At 51.1% G+C, this 15,603-nt stretch carries 20 protein-coding genes and 1 pseudogene; 8 read left to right on the top strand and 13 right to left on the bottom strand.

The annotated features are described in order from the left end of the window. The first annotated feature begins 40 nt into the window (after nucleotides 1-40). From QMN38_RS19805 to QMN38_RS19775, 7 genes and pseudogenes are all read left to right on the top strand, one after another. On the top strand, nucleotides 41-868 hold the full coding sequence (locus QMN38_RS19805; RefSeq protein WP_323605735.1) for a YfdQ family protein: 828 nt from the start codon (nucleotides 41-43) through the stop codon (nucleotides 866-868). Nucleotides 869-996: 128 nt separating this feature from the next. Then, nucleotides 997-1,536, top strand: coding sequence for an HD family hydrolase (locus tag QMN38_RS19800; RefSeq protein WP_323605733.1), 540 nt, complete (start codon nucleotides 997-999; stop codon nucleotides 1,534-1,536). Next, nucleotides 1,524-1,700, top strand: a complete 177-nt coding sequence (locus QMN38_RS19795; RefSeq protein ID WP_001253786.1) for a hypothetical protein — start codon at nucleotides 1,524-1,526, stop codon at nucleotides 1,698-1,700. The genes QMN38_RS19800 and QMN38_RS19795 overlap by 13 nt, the downstream gene beginning before the upstream one ends. Further along, on the top strand, nucleotides 1,697-1,951 hold the full coding sequence (locus tag QMN38_RS19790) for a hypothetical protein (RefSeq protein ID WP_199994444.1): 255 nt from the start codon (nucleotides 1,697-1,699) through the stop codon (nucleotides 1,949-1,951). The genes QMN38_RS19795 and QMN38_RS19790 overlap by 4 nt, the downstream gene beginning before the upstream one ends. Then, nucleotides 1,948-2,292, top strand: coding sequence for a hypothetical protein (locus QMN38_RS19785; RefSeq protein ID WP_048216131.1), 345 nt, complete (start codon nucleotides 1,948-1,950; stop codon nucleotides 2,290-2,292). Before QMN38_RS19790 ends, QMN38_RS19785 begins: the two co-directional genes overlap by 4 nt. A 142-nt stretch (nucleotides 2,293-2,434) precedes the next feature. Then, nucleotides 2,435-2,824: pseudogene (locus QMN38_RS19780) on the top strand (DUF550 domain-containing protein); the annotation flags it as partial. A 139-nt stretch (nucleotides 2,825-2,963) separates the two neighbouring features. Continuing rightward, nucleotides 2,964-3,536 (top strand): 3'-5' exonuclease, encoded by a 573-nt coding sequence (locus QMN38_RS19775; RefSeq protein WP_323605732.1) that lies wholly within the window; start codon nucleotides 2,964-2,966, stop codon nucleotides 3,534-3,536. Nucleotides 3,537-3,734: 198 nt separating this feature from the next. On the opposite strand, the gene QMN38_RS19770 is transcribed toward QMN38_RS19775, so the two are convergent. Then, nucleotides 3,735-5,132 carry a tyrosine-type recombinase/integrase gene (locus QMN38_RS19770; RefSeq protein WP_323605731.1) on the bottom strand — a complete coding sequence of 466 codons (1,398 nt, stop codon included), beginning with the start codon at nucleotides 5,130-5,132 and terminating at the stop codon, nucleotides 3,735-3,737. A 214-nt stretch (nucleotides 5,133-5,346) separates the two neighbouring features. Between QMN38_RS19770 and QMN38_RS19765 the strand changes: the two genes are divergently transcribed. Further along, entirely contained in the window at nucleotides 5,347-5,607 is a 261-nt protein-coding gene (locus QMN38_RS19765; protein ID WP_323605730.1) for a YfhL family 4Fe-4S dicluster ferredoxin, read from the top strand. Between the two features lie 124 nt (nucleotides 5,608-5,731). On the opposite strand, the gene acpS is transcribed toward QMN38_RS19765, so the two are convergent. The 12 genes from acpS to rseD form a co-directional block, all read right to left on the bottom strand. Next, nucleotides 5,732-6,112, bottom strand: coding sequence for a holo-ACP synthase (acpS, locus tag QMN38_RS19760; RefSeq protein ID WP_005130319.1), 381 nt, complete (start codon nucleotides 6,110-6,112; stop codon nucleotides 5,732-5,734). Further along, nucleotides 6,112-6,843, bottom strand: coding sequence for a pyridoxine 5'-phosphate synthase (pdxJ, locus tag QMN38_RS19755; RefSeq protein ID WP_137383470.1), 732 nt, complete (start codon nucleotides 6,841-6,843; stop codon nucleotides 6,112-6,114). Before pdxJ ends, acpS begins: the two co-directional genes overlap by 1 nt. Nucleotides 6,844-6,859: 16 nt before the next feature. Beyond that, entirely contained in the window at nucleotides 6,860-7,570 is a 711-nt protein-coding gene (recO, locus tag QMN38_RS19750; RefSeq protein WP_137383480.1) for a DNA repair protein RecO, read from the bottom strand. A gap of 134 nt (nucleotides 7,571-7,704) precedes the next feature. Continuing rightward, entirely contained in the window at nucleotides 7,705-8,610 is a 906-nt protein-coding gene (era, locus tag QMN38_RS19745; RefSeq protein ID WP_271440665.1) for a GTPase Era, read from the bottom strand. Beyond that, the gene (gene rnc / locus QMN38_RS19740; protein WP_003037579.1) at nucleotides 8,607-9,287 is read right to left on the bottom strand and encodes a ribonuclease III; all 681 of its coding nucleotides are present in this window, start codon (nucleotides 9,285-9,287) and stop codon (nucleotides 8,607-8,609) included. Before rnc ends, era begins: the two co-directional genes overlap by 4 nt. 238 nt (nucleotides 9,288-9,525) lie before the next feature. Further along, nucleotides 9,526-10,500: a signal peptidase I gene (gene lepB, locus QMN38_RS19735; RefSeq protein ID WP_048210888.1), complete on the bottom strand. Its 975-nt coding sequence runs from the start codon at nucleotides 10,498-10,500 to the stop codon at nucleotides 9,526-9,528. A gap of 15 nt (nucleotides 10,501-10,515) precedes the next feature. Continuing rightward, nucleotides 10,516-12,315, bottom strand: a complete 1,800-nt coding sequence (gene lepA / locus QMN38_RS19730) for a translation elongation factor 4 (protein WP_005130327.1) — start codon at nucleotides 12,313-12,315, stop codon at nucleotides 10,516-10,518. A 282-nt stretch (nucleotides 12,316-12,597) separates the two neighbouring features. Beyond that, nucleotides 12,598-13,077 (bottom strand): SoxR-reducing system protein RseC, encoded by a 480-nt coding sequence (rseC, locus tag QMN38_RS19725; RefSeq protein ID WP_286628839.1) that lies wholly within the window; start codon nucleotides 13,075-13,077, stop codon nucleotides 12,598-12,600. Further along, the gene (gene rseB, locus QMN38_RS19720) at nucleotides 13,074-14,030 is read right to left on the bottom strand and encodes a sigma-E factor regulatory protein RseB (protein WP_048210886.1); all 957 of its coding nucleotides are present in this window, start codon (nucleotides 14,028-14,030) and stop codon (nucleotides 13,074-13,076) included. Before rseB ends, rseC begins: the two co-directional genes overlap by 4 nt. Continuing rightward, nucleotides 14,030-14,680 (bottom strand): anti-sigma-E factor RseA, encoded by a 651-nt coding sequence (gene rseA / locus QMN38_RS19715; protein ID WP_271440664.1) that lies wholly within the window; start codon nucleotides 14,678-14,680, stop codon nucleotides 14,030-14,032. Before rseA ends, rseB begins: the two co-directional genes overlap by 1 nt. A 31-nt stretch (nucleotides 14,681-14,711) precedes the next feature. Further along, nucleotides 14,712-15,287 carry an RNA polymerase sigma factor RpoE gene (gene rpoE, locus QMN38_RS19710; protein ID WP_003037573.1) on the bottom strand — a complete coding sequence of 192 codons (576 nt, stop codon included), beginning with the start codon at nucleotides 15,285-15,287 and terminating at the stop codon, nucleotides 14,712-14,714. Continuing rightward, complete coding sequence (rseD, locus tag QMN38_RS19705; protein ID WP_124022090.1) at nucleotides 15,284-15,448, bottom strand: rpoE leader peptide RseD; 165 nt, start codon at nucleotides 15,446-15,448, stop codon at nucleotides 15,284-15,286. Before rseD ends, rpoE begins: the two co-directional genes overlap by 4 nt. Between the last annotated feature and the right edge of the window lie 155 nt (nucleotides 15,449-15,603).

Raw genomic sequence — 15,603 nt, 5'->3', positions numbered from 1 at the left:
ATAGTTTCAGTTTTTCTACATCTATCTTTAAGGAATTTTTATGTCTCAGTTAGACAGCAGTACCTTCAAGCAGGTCAAAGACCTGGTTCTTTCCGGTTATCACCTGAATGATATTCATGGCCTGGCTTGCCCGACCGCATTACTGCCAGAGGGTACTGGCGTTGAAAGCCTCGAGCGCTTTTCTCTGGAGCGTTTCCGCTTTCGTGGCACCATGGCCACAACCAGTATTGACGACTTCGCACGTTATTCTAAAGGTTACGCCAGCGACAGTGAGCCAGCTCGTTGCTTTATTGACGCTGACAACATGACCGCCCGTTCAGTGTTCAACATCGGCACACTGGATAATCCCGGTCACGCCGATAACGTTGCTTCAATCACCCTGAAGAAAACCGCCCCGTTCCGCGCGCTATTGCAGATCGATGGTCAACGCCTGAAGCAAAAGCAAATCGCCGAATGGCTGGAAGACTGGAGCGATTACCTCCTGGCGTTTGATGCTGATGGCAATACGATGCAGATTTCCCAGGCTGCTCAGGCTGTGCGTCGTATCACTATTCAGCAAGCAACACAGCAGGACCATGAAACTGGTGATTTCGCTGGTAAAAAATCGCTGATGCAAAGCGTTGAAGCAAGCAGCAAAGACGTAATGCCTGTGGCGTTCGAGTTCAAATGTGTGCCGTATGAAGGTCTGGGCGAACGCCGCTTTAGCTTGCGTAACAGCCTGCTGACCAGCGATGAACCCTGCTTTGTTCTGCGCATCGTCCAACTTGAAGCCCAGGAAGAAGAGATCGCCAACGAATTCCGCGATTTGCTGATCAGCAAGTTCGAAGGTGAATCAGTGGAAACTTTCATCGGTAACTTTAAAGCCTAATTGCTCTGCATTAAATCCCCGGCGCCGCGGGGATTTATTGAAGCGTAATTCCATTAATTATCGCCACCCGGCGAGGGATTCGTGCAACCAAAATCTGCGCGGTGCAGCGCGCCAATATGGAGAAAACCATGAGCTACATTCAGACATTATCCGGTAAAAAATTTAACTATCTGACCGCCACAATCGACGATATCGATGTTGAGGATATCGCGACTGCTCTTTCCAACATCTGTCGATTCGCTGGGCATCTCCCAGAGTTCTACAGCGTGGCTCAGCACTCTGTGCTTGTAAGCCAGATTGTGCCGCCAGAGTTCGCCTTTGAAGCGCTGATGCACGACGCTGCGGAGGCATATTGCCAAGATATTCCGGCCCCGCTCAAAGCCTTGCTGCCTGACTACCAGCGCATGGAAACTTATATTGATGGTCTTATCCGCTTTAAATTCGGTATCCAGCTTGAGCAAGCTGCCGTCGTGAAATATGCCGATCTAACCATGTTAGCTACCGAGCGCCGTGATCTGGAAATCGATGACGGTTCGAAGTGGGAAATTCTCGAAGGTATTCCCTGCTCTGCTCTCGTTCAGGTTATCCCTCTCCGTCCTGGTCAAGCCTATGGCCTGTTCATGAACCGCTTTAACGAACTGGTGGAGCTGCGCCAATGCGCCGCATGAAGGTAAAAGAACTCGTTGCGGAGGCTTTTGCCTCCGTTGCTGAACTGCCACCAAAGCATGCACCGCTTATGCGCGAAGTCGCCACCAGACTGGACGCTACGTTCGCAGCATTAAAAGAGTCTCTGGTGCAACTGGAACAGGAACGTAAAGGTAAAACGCCATGACCGTATTTGAATATCTCCAGGCTCATCCGAATACCACCAGCGGTGAAATCGCCAAAGGCATGAATAAAAAGACCCCCGCGGTCGCTGGCGCATTATCGCAACTCTATGGTACAGGCCGGATCGTGAAGTCTGGTGTTCGCAAGGGCATTCCAACATACCGTGTTAACGATATGCCATTTGGGTGCAGTAACAACCTAACCATGATGTTTAACCAGTTATTGAATAGAGCCAGACAGGTAGCAACACAATGAGTAAATCACTGAACGCACGTTGCATCCGTCGCTGGACTGTCGAATTTAAAAGCCGCTGCGATTCAAAATACAGTCCGTACTGGCGTAAGCACCACCTTCGCAGTTACATCCGGGAATGCGCCCTGACAACTGCCGACTGCATGGTCGAGCGTATGGCAGAGGATAATGCGATGGTAGATTTTCAGGGGGCTAATCGAGGGTGGTCGCCGGAGTTCTCTGCCTGGTACCACGAACGCCGCGAACAGTATCTCAAAGAGGCGCGCGACTATCTGAACGAAGATGCCACAAATGACGAGGTCGACGAGGAAATCCAGAACGAGCTGGAGGCATGGAATGACTAAAAGCACAAACCACCCGGTGCACGGTCCTGTATCTGTCGATCGCCTGCACCAGATACGCGAGCACCTGCAACATGATACCCAGTACTCAAACGGCGGGAACAGAGCATACATTCTCGCTGATGTATTGAAGGTGATTGATGGGGCTATTGCCCGCAAGCTGGTACGCCGTGAGCATGCAGCGTGGTCACAGGCTACTTTCGGCGATGTCGGTCCAGTTGGTCCGCTGAAGCACCTTTCCAAAGAAGCGCTCGAGGCTGCTGCTGAACCAGGCGACCTTAGCGAATGGGCTGACATGCAATTCCTGTTATGGGATGCGCAACGTCGTGCCGGTATCAGTGATGAGCAGATTACGCTGGCGATGGTAGAAAAGCTGGCCGTTAACAAAACCCGCCAGTGGCCGGAGGCGAAAGATGGTGAGCCGCGTCTGCACATCAAAGAGCAACCAGCGCCGGTAACGCCGGATGGTTCTGAGGATACAAAGCGCCTCGACTGGCTTGATGCTCAGAACAAAAGGCTGAATGAGTATTACGGTACGTCTTACGGTTGGAAGTTTGACGCTAATTTCCAGAGGAACGCCATGATGCTCAATGACAGTAATTACCCGGTTATGACTGTTCGTCAGGCTATTGATGAAGCCATCGCAGAAGCGAAGAAACGGGAGAATATTTAACGTGAACCATTTAATGATCGACCTTGAAACTATGGGGAATAAACCAAATGCCCCCATCGTCTCTATCGGTGCTGTGTTTTTTGATCCTTCAACTGGTGAACTGGGCCCTGAATTTTACCGGGTTGTTAGCCTGAAAAGCGCGATTGCTGGAGGTGCCGTTCCTGACCATGAAACAATAATTTGGTGGATGCGGCAAAGCGAAGGAGCTCGAATGGCTATTTGCGATGAGGATGCGACAACGATTTCAGCCGCCCTGATAAAGCTGAATACCTTTATTCTTGATAACTCTGACATTGATAAAGTTCAGGTCTGGGGTAATGGCGCTACCTTTGATAATGTAATCCTCCGCTCCAGCTATGACCGTGAATTAATCCCCTGCATGTGGAAATTCTGGAATGATCGTGATGTCCGAACTATCGTCGAATTAGGAAGGAAAATAGGAATCAACCCACGCCGGGACATACCGTTTGAAGGTGACATGCATAATGCCCTAGCCGATGCAAAACATCAGGCTAAGTATGTCTCAGCTATCTGGAAGCGGCTCATCATCACCATCGATAACAGTGAGGAATAACATGACTGAACAACCTGATGATCTCCTCACTCCGGACGAGGTATGCCAGAAATTAGGGATTACGCAAAAAACATTATGTAAATGGAATACAGAACACCGGCACCGTTCTACATTAGCCCCTGTAAAATTCAGCGCTAAAGTCGTTCGCTATGAGCGCCGTAATGTAGAGGCTTTTATCCAGAAATGCCGGAGCCAGTATTAACCCCGTCGTCTTAGCAGTGCAACCTGCGCGAGTATGCTCCGCTCGTGAGCCTCAAATGCCTCGCGCTTTAACGCAATCTCTTCCTGCAAAATCTCATCTGAAAAGTCGTAGTGTTCTGCCATCGGGTCATCTGACTTGCTGGAATGGTGAAGGCACAGGAGGCTTACTTCCCTTCTATCTGATCGGGAGTAGCCTCTTTCCTTCATCAGGGCAATAACATTGCTCTTAAGGAATTTACGGCACATCGTATTAAATGCCCCCTCTTTCCCTTTTATTGTCCCGTCATGTTTCATACCCTTTACCGCCCCTTCCGGGCTGTATGTTTTCACCAGTTTATCCAGTGATCGTTTTGAAAATGCTTGCATAGGGTCGCGCGGCTGCAAAAACACATAATCTTTATTGCACTCAGGAACTGAATCGCGCCAGGCTTTCTGCTCGTCGATAATCCTCCTGATCTCTGGCGTTATTGGCAGACGGAAAGCCTTTTGTGTTTTCATCGCCCCGCGCATACCGATCACGCCTTCTGGATAAACGATTTCATCTGCATCCTCGTTGACGTAATCCCAGCGCAAGTTATTAATGTTTATCGGGCGAACGCCAGTAATAATCATGAATCTAACGGCATTTTTCTGGTGTATAGAGGTGCAGGCAGCCACATTGAGCCAAAGGCGGGCGATTGATTCAATATCCGTAAATAGTCGCGTTGGGGTTGGTTTCTGCACACGAGAAGAAACATAATCATCTGGCAAACTGGCGGCAATGTTACGCCCATTGCAAAGTGTAGGAGCACAAAATTTCCAGAACCGACGAAGCTCACCAAATAATTCTAGCGCGTTATTATTGGAACGTGTTGCGATCCACTCATCCAGAACATCCACCAGCCGACTGTATGTCACATCACTGAATACTTCACGCTCTCCGAACGTTGCTTTGATTCTGTCGATACGTACCCCGTAGGTCGTGAAGCTATCAGGACTTAACTTCTGCCGGTCGACTTTTGCTTTAAGGTCGTCACGGTACATTTCCAAAGCGGCGTGGACGGATTCAGCACGCAACCCACCCTCTGCCATTTCTGATGCTTTCTCTCTGGCTATTTGAATTGCGAGTTCCGGCCATTCGCCAAGTTTTTTACCTTTCAGCCCCATCTTTTTAGGGAACTCAGCGTAAAAGGTCACCTTACCTGCTTTACTAAAATCAATACGGAGATAATTTTCTTTTTCGTATTTGGAACGACGGGCGACGCCAGAAGCGGAGAGGATAGTTTTGGCGGCAGCAACACAGATTTTCATGTGTGAGCTGGTATAGGGGGGTTTACAGGCATCCCACTTTTCAGACGAGGCTAAAACATCGTCATTATTGGGGCTATCCGGTTTATGTGTTACAGTGCGCGGCATTCTCAATCCTTATCTGTGAAGGCACAGAAAACAAGCTCACACATGCAGGTCTTTTCAGCGTGACAAAATGCAATGTGTTGCGGCTTTGTGTTACTGGACTGAGTTTATCAGGGTTAAATACACTGTATCAACATACAGTAAGTAAATAATAGAGAGCGATAGAGAAACTCTTTAACTTGCTGATTTTAAAATGATTTGACGGTAATTCATTGAAATGTCTTTACTAATTACTAAACGCTGTATCAATTGCGATATGTGCGAACCCGAATGCCCGAATGAGGCGATTTCGATGGGTGAGAGCATCTACGAGATTAACAGCGACAAATGTACAGAATGCGTAGGCCATTACGACACACCAACCTGTCAGAAAGTGTGTCCGATCCCCAACACAATTTTGAAAGACCCGGCACATAGCGAAACCGAAGAACAGCTGTGGGATAAGTTTGTATTGATGCATCACGCGGATAAACTATAGCCGCGTCGCCATCCGGCGATGAAGCCTGATGGCGCTAACGCTTATCAGGCCTACCCAGCACCTGTAAAAAACGCATAACCCGTAGGCCGGATAAGACGCCTCGCCATCCGGCAACGTCCTGAAACTAGCTTTCGATAATCACCGTGGCACAAGCGTAGTGCCGTTCATCGGCCAGCGTTACATGCATATGCGCGACACCCAGTTTTTCCGCCAGTTTTAACGCCTCCCCCCATAACCGCAGACGCGGTTTACCGAGTTCATCGTTGAAGACTTCAAACTGATTAAACGCCAGCCCATTGCGAATGCCGGTACCGAAGGCTTTTGCTGCCGCCTCTTTTACCGCAAAGCGCTTTGCCAGAAAACGCACCGGTTGCTGATGCGTTTCCCAGATGGCCCATTCGTTGTCACTCAGGACCCGTCTGGCCAGGCGTTCACCGGAGCGGGAGATCACCGCCTCGATCCGCGCAATCTCCACGATATCCGTGCCTAAACCCAGAATCGCCATTAGCCACGCGCTTCCAGCATCAGACGTTTCATTTCCACTACCGCGTCCTTCAGCCCGCTCATCACCGCACGTCCGATAATGGCATGCCCAATGTTTAGTTCGTGCATTTCCGGGATCCGCGCAATGGCTTTAACGTTATGGTACGTCAAACCGTGACCGGCATTCACCTTCAGGCCCAGACTGGCAGCAAAAGTCGCCGCTTTAGCAATACGCGCCAGTTCACTCGCCTGTTCAGCATCGGTTTTCGCATCAGCATAGCAACCGGTATGAATCTCAATGAACGGAGCGCCCACGTCGGCAGCCGCTTTAATTTGTTCTTCATCCGCATCGATAAACAACGAGACCAGAATTCCGGCATCAGCCAGTCGCTTGCAGGCATCGCGCATTTTGTCACGCTGCCCCGCAACGTCAAGCCCCCCTTCCGTCGTGACTTCCTGACGTTTTTCCGGCACCAGGCAGCAAAAATGCGGCTTCGTCTCTACGGCGATAGCCAGCATTTCTTCGGTTACCGCCATTTCCAGATTCATGCGCGTATCCAGCGTCTGGCGCAGAATACGTACGTCGCGGTCGGTGATATGGCGACGGTCTTCACGCAGGTGTACGGTGATGCCATCCGCGCCAGCCTGTTCAACGATAAACGCTGCCTGAACCGGGTCCGGGTATGCGGTACCACGAGCATTACGTAAAGTGGCAATGTGGTCAATGTTGACGCCTAACAGTAATTCAGCCATGACAATCCTCGTTATTTTATTTTCGCTTCGGCAGAAACTGCCGGAATAATTCGCGGCTCTTTAAGGGCTTACCACCAAGATACGGCTTTAAGGCCATACGGGTAAAGCGTTTCGCAGCACGCAGCGTGTCAGCATCAGGAAATTCACGCGATTCAAGTGCTTTCAGATGGCGTCCGGTAAAGGTGCTGTTATCGATAACAACACTGGCGATAAATCCTTTTTCTTCCCGATAGCGGTAGGTCATGGTGTCATCTACCGGCTCGCCGCTGCCCGCACAGTGGGTGAAATCCACGCCGTAGCCCAGGTGGCCAAGTAAGGCCAGTTCAAAGCGACGCAGCGCCGGCTCTGGCGAACCTGTCGCGCCAGCCAGTGCCTGAATGCAGTTCAGGTAGTCGAAAAAGAGTTCAGAAAAACGGGTTTCATACTCAAGCACACGCGAGATGAGTTCATTGATGTACAGGCCGCTGTACAACGTGATACCGCTAAGGGGGAGTGCCAGAGATACGGCTTCCGCACTGCGCAAGGTTTTCACCTCACCACGGCCGCCAAAGCGAAGTAACAGCGGGGTAAAAGGCTGGAGTGCGCCTTTCAGGTTGGAACGTTTAGAACGTGCGCCTTTGGCGACAAGGCGCACGCGGCCAGACTCTTCCGTGAAGACATCCAGCACGAGACTGGTTTCGCTCCACGGGCGGCTATGCAGGACAAAAGCGCGTTGCCATCCTTCCATCATAATACTCGTCGTCTTTCAAGTTGCAGGTGCGTTGGCTGCGCCCGTTCACACCAGTCACTTACGCGAGTAAGCTCCCGGGGATTCGCGGACTTGCCGCCTTCCTGCACCTCGAAAGCCATAGAGTATTAAAACTACTGGTCGTCGCCGTAACCGAGGCTGCGCAGCGCGCGTTCGTCATCGGCCCAGCCGGATTTCACTTTCACCCACAACTCCAGGTGTACAGGCGCTTCGAACATCTCCTGCATGTCTTTACGGGCTTCAATGCCGATGGTTTTGATTTTGGCACCTTTATTACCAATCACCATCTTCTTCTGCCCTTCACGCTCAACGAGGATCAGACCGTTGATGTCGTAACCGCCGCGCTCATTAGAAATAAAACGCTCAATTTCGACGGTGACAGAATAAGGCAGCTCAGCACCCAAGAAACGCATCAGTTTTTCGCGGATGATCTCAGAGGCCATAAAACGCTGAGAGCGATCGGTGATGTAATCTTCCGGGAAGTGATGAATCGCTTCCGGCAGATGTTTACGCACGATGCCCGCGATAGTATCGACATTCAGTCCAGTTTCGGCAGACATCGGGACGATATCGAGGAAATTCATCTGGCTTGCCAGGAACTGCAGGTGTGGCAACAGATCGGCTTTTTCCTGAACGTTGTCGACTTTATTCACAGCCAGAATAACCGGCACCTTACCGTCACGCAGTTTGTTGAGCACCATCTCGTCGTCCGGCGTCCAGCGCGTGCCTTCCACGACAAAAATGACCAGCTCAACGTCACCGATAGAACTGCTTGCCGCTTTGTTCATCAGACGGTTGATGGCACGTTTCTCTTCCATATGCAGACCAGGGGTATCAACATAAATTGCCTGATACGCGCCTTCGGTATGGATGCCAACAATACGGTGACGAGTTGTCTGTGCCTTACGTGAGGTAATAGAAATCTTCTGCCCAAGCAGATTATTCAACAGGGTGGATTTGCCGACGTTCGGGCGACCGACGATGGCAATAAATCCGCAGTAAGTTTTCTCTTCGCTCATTCCAGCTCCAGTTTTTTCAACGCCTGTTCGGCGGCAGCCTGCTCAGCCTTACGACGGCTCGAACCTGTGCCAACCACCGGTTCACTCAGGCCGCTGACCTGGCAGTGGATTGTAAATTCTTGATCGTGCGCTTCGCCACGGACCTGCACCACCAGATAAGACGGCAACGGCAGGTGGCGACCCTGCAAATATTCCTGCAAGCGCGTTTTCGGATCTTTTTGTTTGTCGCCCGGACTAATTTCGTCCAGACGCGTTTGATACCAGTTCAGGATCAGCTGTTCAACCGTCTGAATATCGCTGTCGAGGAAGACCCCACCGATCAACGCTTCGACGGTATCCGCCAAAATTGATTCGCGACGAAAACCGCCGCTTTTCAATTCACCCGGCCCCAGGCGTAAACATTCACCGAGGTCAAATTCACGGGCTAATTCAGCCAGCGTATTTCCACGCACCAGCGTGGCGCGCATGCGGCTCATGTCACCTTCATCCACACGCGGGAAACGGTGATACAGCGCATTCGCAATAACAAAGCTCAAAATAGAGTCGCCTAAAAATTCTAAACGCTCGTTATGTTTGCTGCTGGCACTACGGTGAGTTAATGCCTGCTGCAACAGCTCCTGATGATTAAAAGTGTAGCCCAGCTTCCGTTGAAGCCGATTAATTACGATGGGATTCATGCGATACCAATAAATGAATGCGTCAACAATTCAGCACACGAAACAGACCTGATATACACCCGTCATTAGAGAGACCAATGCTGTTTCGTGTGCCGTGGCAACCTGACGGTGCCAACCTAAAACTTCGGGGGAATATTCTATACACAACGACAAGGGATGTCGTTAGTCTGAGGGAATTAATCCAAGAAATAATTCACGCTGTCGTTATTAAGACGACAGCGTGAACAATTATCAGCAATTAGTGGATACCACCAATGCGGCTCAAACGAACGCCGGTTGGCCACTCACCTTCTTGTTTGTCGAAACTCATCCAGATTGCGGTCGCTTTACCTACCAGATTCGCTTCCGGTACAAATCCCCAATAACGGCTGTCCGCGCTGTTGTCACGGTTATCACCCATCATGAAGTAATGCCCCGGTGGAACGATCCAGGTGGCTAACTGCTGACCCGGCTGACGGTAATACATCCCCACCTGATCCTGCGCGATTGGCACCATCAGAATGCGGTGTGTTACCTCACCCAGCGTTTCTTTACGCTCGGTCAGGCGAATGCCGTTGTCTTTCGTTTCGTTCAGAGGAACTTCAAAGAAACCGCTGGTCGCTTCCCCGCCGTTACGACGAGCAAACGTCTGCACAAAATCGCTTGGCTGAACATCGGAATAGGTTACCGGCAGCGCGTTCTCACAAGCCTGACCAGAACTGCATCCTGGCTGAATAGTGACCTCTTTCGCCACCGGATCGTACGTCACTTTGTCTCCCGGTAAACCGACAGCACGTTTGATGTAGTCCAGACGTGGATCTTCCGGGTATTTAAATACCACGATGTCACCGCGTTTCGGGTGGCCTGTTTCGATTAGCGTTTTCTGATAAATAGGATCTTTAATTCCGTAGGCAAATTTCTCTACCAGAATAAAATCACCAATCAACAGTGTTGGCATCATCGAACCCGACGGGATCTGGAATGGTTCATAAATAAATGAGCGCACCACCAGCACAATAGCCAGTACCGGGAAAACGGATGCACCGGTTTCCAGCCAGCCCGGCTTAGGGGCCACTTTTTTCAGCGTCGCTTTATCCAGTGAATCGCCTGCAGCGGCCTGTGCCGCAGCCTGGCGCTCCCGGCGTTTTGGCGCGAAGACAAACTTATCTACGCACCATAAAATGCCCGTCACCAGTGTGGCAATCACCAGAATCAGGGCAAACATGTTCGCCATGCCAACTCCTTAAGATTATTTGCTGTCTTTACCGACATGCAGAATAGCGAGGAAGGCTTCCTGCGGCAGTTCGACGTTACCGATCTGCTTCATTCGCTTTTTACCCTCTTTCTGTTTTTGCAGCAGCTTTTTCTTACGGCTGATATCACCACCGTAGCACTTAGCCAGAACGTTTTTACGCAGCTGTTTAACCGTTGAACGCGCAATGATGTGCGTACCAATGGCCGCCTGAATTGCGATATCAAACTGCTGACGTGGGATCAGATCTTTCATCTTCTCGACCAGTTCACGGCCACGGCTCTGGGAGTTATCGCGGTGGGTAATCAGCGCCAGCGCATCAACGCGTTCGTTGTTGATGAGAACATCAACACGTACCATGTCGGAGGCCTGGAAACGTTTGAAGTTATAATCCAGCGACGCATAGCCACGAGACGTTGACTTCAGACGGTCGAAGAAGTCGAGGACCACTTCCGCCATTGGAATTTCATAGGTCAGCGCAACCTGGTTACCGTGGTAAACCATGTTGGTCTGTACACCACGCTTCTCGATACACAGCGTAATAACGTTGCCGAGGTATGCCTGCGGCAGCAGCATATGACATTCAGCGATCGGCTCGCGCAGTTCGTAGATGTTGTTCAGTGGTGGCAGCTTGGACGGGCTATCGACGTAGATAGTCTCTTTCGCGGTGGTTTCCACTTCGTAAACTACGGTCGGCGCGGTGGTGATCAGATCAAGATCGTATTCACGTTCCAAACGCTCCTGAATGATCTCCATGTGCAGCAGCCCCAGGAAGCCACAGCGGAAGCCGAAGCCCAGCGCGGTAGAACTTTCCGGTTCGTAGAACAGGGAAGCATCGTTCAGGCTCAGCTTACCAAGCGCATCACGGAAGTTTTCGTAGTCGTCGGAGCTGACCGGGAACAGACCCGCGTATACCTGCGGCTTCACTTTTTTAAAGCCAGGCAGGGGTTTATCCGCCGGGTTGCGCGCCAGTGTCAGGGTATCGCCTACCGGTGCACCGAGGATGTCTTTAATGGCGCAAACTAACCAACCTACCTCGCCACACTTCAGTTCGGTACGGTCAACCTGTTTCGGCGTAAAGATACCCAGGCGGTCGGCGTTGTAGACCTGACCGGTACTCATCACTTTGATTTTGTCGCCTTTACGCATGGTACCGTTTTTAATACGGACCAGCGAGACCACACCGAGATAGTTATCGAACCAGGAGTCGATGATCAACGCCTGTAACGGGCCTTCCGGGTCACCTTCCGGCGGCGGAATATCACGTACCAGACGTTCAAGAACGTCGGTCACGCCAACACCGGTTTTCGCCGAGCAACGGACTGCGTCAGCCGCATCGATACCGACGATATCTTCAATCTCTTCCGCCACACGCTCTGGATCGGCGGCTGGCAGGTCAATTTTGTTCAGTACCGGCACCACTTCCAGATCCATTTCCATGGCGGTATAGCAGTTAGCCAGTGTTTGCGCTTCAACACCCTGCCCGGCATCAACGACCAGCAGTGCGCCTTCACAGGCAGCAAGCGAGCGAGAAACTTCATAAGAGAAGTCAACGTGGCCCGGGGTGTCGATAAAGTTAAGCTGGTAGGTTTCACCATCAGATGCTTTGAAATCGAGCGTCACGCTCTGCGCTTTGATAGTAATACCGCGCTCACGCTCAAGATCCATCGAGTCGAGAACCTGCGCTTCCATTTCACGGTCAGACAGGCCACCGCAGATCTGGATAATACGGTCAGACAGCGTCGATTTACCGTGGTCGATGTGAGCTATGATTGAAAAGTTACGTATGTTCTTCATATAGTGTAATTATTGTGCCTTACGCCTGCCTGGGCAGGCTCTGAGAAGTCGCTGTTCTGAGCTTAACGTCTGTTTTAGTGAAACGCCGCATTCTACACTACATCGCCGAGGCGAGGAAATGTTCATAGAGCAAGGATAGCGGGAACTGGAAACGGCATCGCTTTTCTGATGTAAAACATCGTAAGAGAAGTGTGATGCCCGATGGCGCAAGCTTATCGGGCCTACAGGGCTTACTGATCGTTTGTAGGCCGGATAAGGCGAAGCCGCCATCCGGCAAGAATATCATGGGGTCGTTTCGGTAGATGGTGTTTCAACACGAATCAGATCGGGCGGAAGAGCAATGTTAAGAATAACCGGTTGCCAGGCTTCGCGCTCAGCAAGCTTACGGGAATATCCTCGCGCAATCAGGAATCCCCCCACGCCGCCCAGTATCGCCCCGCTGAGTGCGGCGATATCGCTGCCAAACAGCACCTGAAACAGCGCAGCAAAAATAAAGAGTCCCGCCAGCGGAGACATATACACTAGCATCGCCGAGCCTAACAGACTCCCTTCGGCAATACCCAGTTCAACTTTTTGCCCTGGCGTCAGCGGTTCATCGCTGGGTACCACGATAGTATGCGTTGTTTGCGGCCCCAGTTTGTTCAGCACACGACTGCCGCATCCAGCCCGCGACGCGCAGCTGCTACACGATGCTTTAACATCGCAGCTGACCGTCGCCAGGCCATTTTGCCAGGAAACAACCGTTGCCCATTCTTTAATCATTGCGCGGCCCTGAACTTAATATTGTCCGCGATACGCTTTGCCGTTTGCGGCGGGAGCTCGCCCACAATGGTGATTTCGGCGTTATCCCGCACGGTAGTACTGACCGTTCGGCGTCCGGTGCGCAGCAGTTGATCGGCGCTGTTTTGCGACGCGCGGTTCACGTTCACAGAAAAACTGAACAGGCCATCAGAATACAAGCGCGATTCAATCGGCATGTTATCCATTGTCGGCAGTGGACGTCGGCTGCTGGAGACTTCACTGAATCCTTGTGGTAACCACGATGGACTCCAGTTGAAGTTAGTTTTCTCCCCCGCTGGAACAGACAGTAACGGCGGAAGATTTGCTTTCGCCAGCGTCTGCATGCTGTCGCTAACCCCGTTATTGACGGTAAAGGCGATAACGCGGAATTGTTCAAGCGTTTCGCCATCCCGATCGAGGAGATCGACACGCATGGGCAGCTTAGTTTCGGTGTCCATCCAGACGATGTAGCTGTAACGCGTACCGTCACGCGCGACCACGCGGATAACTTCACAGAGTCGGTCTGCAATACGCGTGCGGCCTACCGCGATAAAATCATAGTAGGGAGCAAGACGTTTAAAGTCGGTGTAAATCAGGGATGGCAGAGAATCAACGATATAGTCGCCATTCAGCGTGAATGGTTCGAGTCCCGGCTCAAAGTAACTGATTTCGTTGCCACGTTGCACCACTTCCCGGCGCGGTCCATCCATTTGCAACAACTGTGCAAGAGGACGGTTGTCCTGGCGGGCATGGCGATAACGTAGGGATTCAACGCCCTGTTTATTGATGCTGACAAATGACAGCTCATAGGTGAGCGACTGGCTGGCCAGATTCATCTGCTGCAACAACGCCCCGGACGCAGGATTGGCCGAGGCGTTTACAGAGAAGAACAGGCTACCAGCCACAAGTGACATGGCAAACCAAAGTTGCTTCATTACTGCGATTGCGTTCCTAAAGTTTGAATTCCTGGCACCTGGACAGCGGCTTGCTGTGTTTGCGCCTGCTCAAACTGAAGCTGTTCGGAGTGCAGTCGACGTTGCAGTTCGTAATCTTGCAACATGGCATTAATACGACGACGCTGCTCCTGTACCTGCTGTTGCTGACCGCCACTGGCTGTCGCGTCAGAAGGTACACCCAGGCTCACCGGACTGGCTTTACCCATCATCGGTAATGTATTAAATACCGGCGTTTCGGGCTGCTGGGACGTTTCAGATTGTCCATTATAGTGCTGGACGCCAACAATAACTGCAAGTGATACACACGCGGCCACACCCATTTGGGTAAGCTGCGCGGCCCACGGACGCATTTTCTTCCAGAATGGCATTTTCTGCCACTGATGCGGTGCTGGCTGGGCCTCAGGGATCAATGGCGCCGCCTGACGTACTGGCTCATCTGCGATGGCAGCCATTACGCGGTCGGAAATATCGAAATGGAGAACGTCGGCGGTATCACCTCGCATAGAATCGCGAATCAGGTGATAACTCTCCCAGGTTTTTTGCATTTCCGGGTCATGAGTCAGCTCTTTGAGTAACTCAGTGTCCAGCGTTTCGCCATCCATTAAAGCGGAAAGTTTTTCTTTCTGCATGCCTAATACCTTTTCCAGTATCCCGCTATCGTCAACGCCTGATAAGCGGTTGAACTTTATTATCAATAGCTTCCCTCGCTCGGAAGATACGTGAACGCACCGTACCCACCGGACAATCCATGATAGCGGCTATCTCTTCATAGCTCAGGCCATCCAGCTCCCGCAAGGTTATTGCCATGCGTAAATCTTCCGGGAGGGACTCAATAGTTCGGAAAACTATCTGTCTCAGTTCTTCTGACAACATTAAGTTCTCAGGGTTCGAAATTTCTTTCAGTGCGCCGCCACTTTCGTAATTTTCTGCTTCTATCGCATCTATATCACTGGAAGGTGGACGACGCCCCTGAGCGACCAGGTAATTCTTCGCTGTATTGACTGCAATACGATACAGCCAGGTATAAAAAGCACTATCTCCCCGGAACGAATCCAGCGCACGATAGGCCTTGATAAATGCTTCTTGTACAACATCGGGAACATCGCCCGAAGGTACATAGCGGGAAACCAGACTCGCCACTTTATGCTGGTAGCGAACCACCAGTAAGTTAAAGGCTTTCTGATCTCCCTTCTGGACCCGTTCAACCAGGACCTGGTCCGTTAACTGCTCGCTCATCCGAGGTAAAGTCTCCCCAAACCAAATTTCCACGCGCTTTCGAAACGCCACTCCATAAGCTTCACTATGAGCAAGCAAAAGCTTAGAGTGCTCAAGTTTCGTAAAGTTCCGTTACGCATTTGTTTTTGTTTGTCATGTTGTAGACAGGTCTTATCTCTCATTATAAGTCTACATAACCCGATCAACGCACTATCTGTATAGAAATGCCCATTTCACCGCTTGCAGAGTAACCCAACAGCCACTTTATTTCACCTCATAATCTGATGCTAACGGCCTGCTTCACAAAATATTTTTGCTCTTTCACTCCTCTCCATGC

It is taken from the genome of Citrobacter sp. R-1.5.2 (assembly GCF_035064245.1).
Taxonomy (GTDB): Bacteria; Pseudomonadota; Gammaproteobacteria; order Enterobacterales; family Enterobacteriaceae; genus Citrobacter.
This window is presented reverse-complemented; position numbering and strand designations above follow the sequence as displayed.

Excerpts from the sequence above, each read along its gene's own strand:
- QMN38_RS19805 (WP_323605735.1), top strand. The coding sequence starts at position 41 with ATGTCTCAGTTAGACAGCAGTACCTTCAAGCAGGTCAAAGACCTGGTT.
- lepB (WP_048210888.1), bottom strand. The coding sequence starts at position 10,500 with ATGGCGAACATGTTTGCCCTGATTCTGGTGATTGCCACACTGGTGACG.
- rseC (WP_286628839.1), bottom strand. The coding sequence starts at position 13,077 with ATGATTAAAGAATGGGCAACGGTTGTTTCCTGGCAAAATGGCCTGGCG.
- QMN38_RS19795 (WP_001253786.1), top strand. The coding sequence starts at position 1,524 with ATGCGCCGCATGAAGGTAAAAGAACTCGTTGCGGAGGCTTTTGCCTCC.
- rpoE (WP_003037573.1), bottom strand. The coding sequence starts at position 15,287 with ATGAGCGAGCAGTTAACGGACCAGGTCCTGGTTGAACGGGTCCAGAAG.
- QMN38_RS19770 (WP_323605731.1), bottom strand. The coding sequence starts at position 5,132 with ATGCCGCGCACTGTAACACATAAACCGGATAGCCCCAATAATGACGAT.
- rseD (WP_124022090.1), bottom strand. The coding sequence starts at position 15,448 with ATGAGAGATAAGACCTGTCTACAACATGACAAACAAAAACAAATGCGT.
- acpS (WP_005130319.1), bottom strand. The coding sequence starts at position 6,112 with ATGGCGATTCTGGGTTTAGGCACGGATATCGTGGAGATTGCGCGGATC.
- QMN38_RS19800 (WP_323605733.1), top strand. The coding sequence starts at position 997 with ATGAGCTACATTCAGACATTATCCGGTAAAAAATTTAACTATCTGACC.
- recO (WP_137383480.1), bottom strand. The coding sequence starts at position 7,570 with ATGGAAGGATGGCAACGCGCTTTTGTCCTGCATAGCCGCCCGTGGAGC.
- QMN38_RS19790 (WP_199994444.1), top strand. The coding sequence starts at position 1,697 with ATGACCGTATTTGAATATCTCCAGGCTCATCCGAATACCACCAGCGGT.
- QMN38_RS19765 (WP_323605730.1), top strand. The coding sequence starts at position 5,347 with ATGTCTTTACTAATTACTAAACGCTGTATCAATTGCGATATGTGCGAA.
- lepA (WP_005130327.1), bottom strand. The coding sequence starts at position 12,315 with ATGAAGAACATACGTAACTTTTCAATCATAGCTCACATCGACCACGGT.
- rseA (WP_271440664.1), bottom strand. The coding sequence starts at position 14,680 with ATGCAGAAAGAAAAACTTTCCGCTTTAATGGATGGCGAAACGCTGGAC.
- era (WP_271440665.1), bottom strand. The coding sequence starts at position 8,610 with ATGAGCGAAGAGAAAACTTACTGCGGATTTATTGCCATCGTCGGTCGC.
- pdxJ (WP_137383470.1), bottom strand. The coding sequence starts at position 6,843 with ATGGCTGAATTACTGTTAGGCGTCAACATTGACCACATTGCCACTTTA.
- rseB (WP_048210886.1), bottom strand. The coding sequence starts at position 14,030 with ATGAAGCAACTTTGGTTTGCCATGTCACTTGTGGCTGGTAGCCTGTTC.
- QMN38_RS19785 (WP_048216131.1), top strand. The coding sequence starts at position 1,948 with ATGAGTAAATCACTGAACGCACGTTGCATCCGTCGCTGGACTGTCGAA.
- rnc (WP_003037579.1), bottom strand. The coding sequence starts at position 9,287 with ATGAATCCCATCGTAATTAATCGGCTTCAACGGAAGCTGGGCTACACT.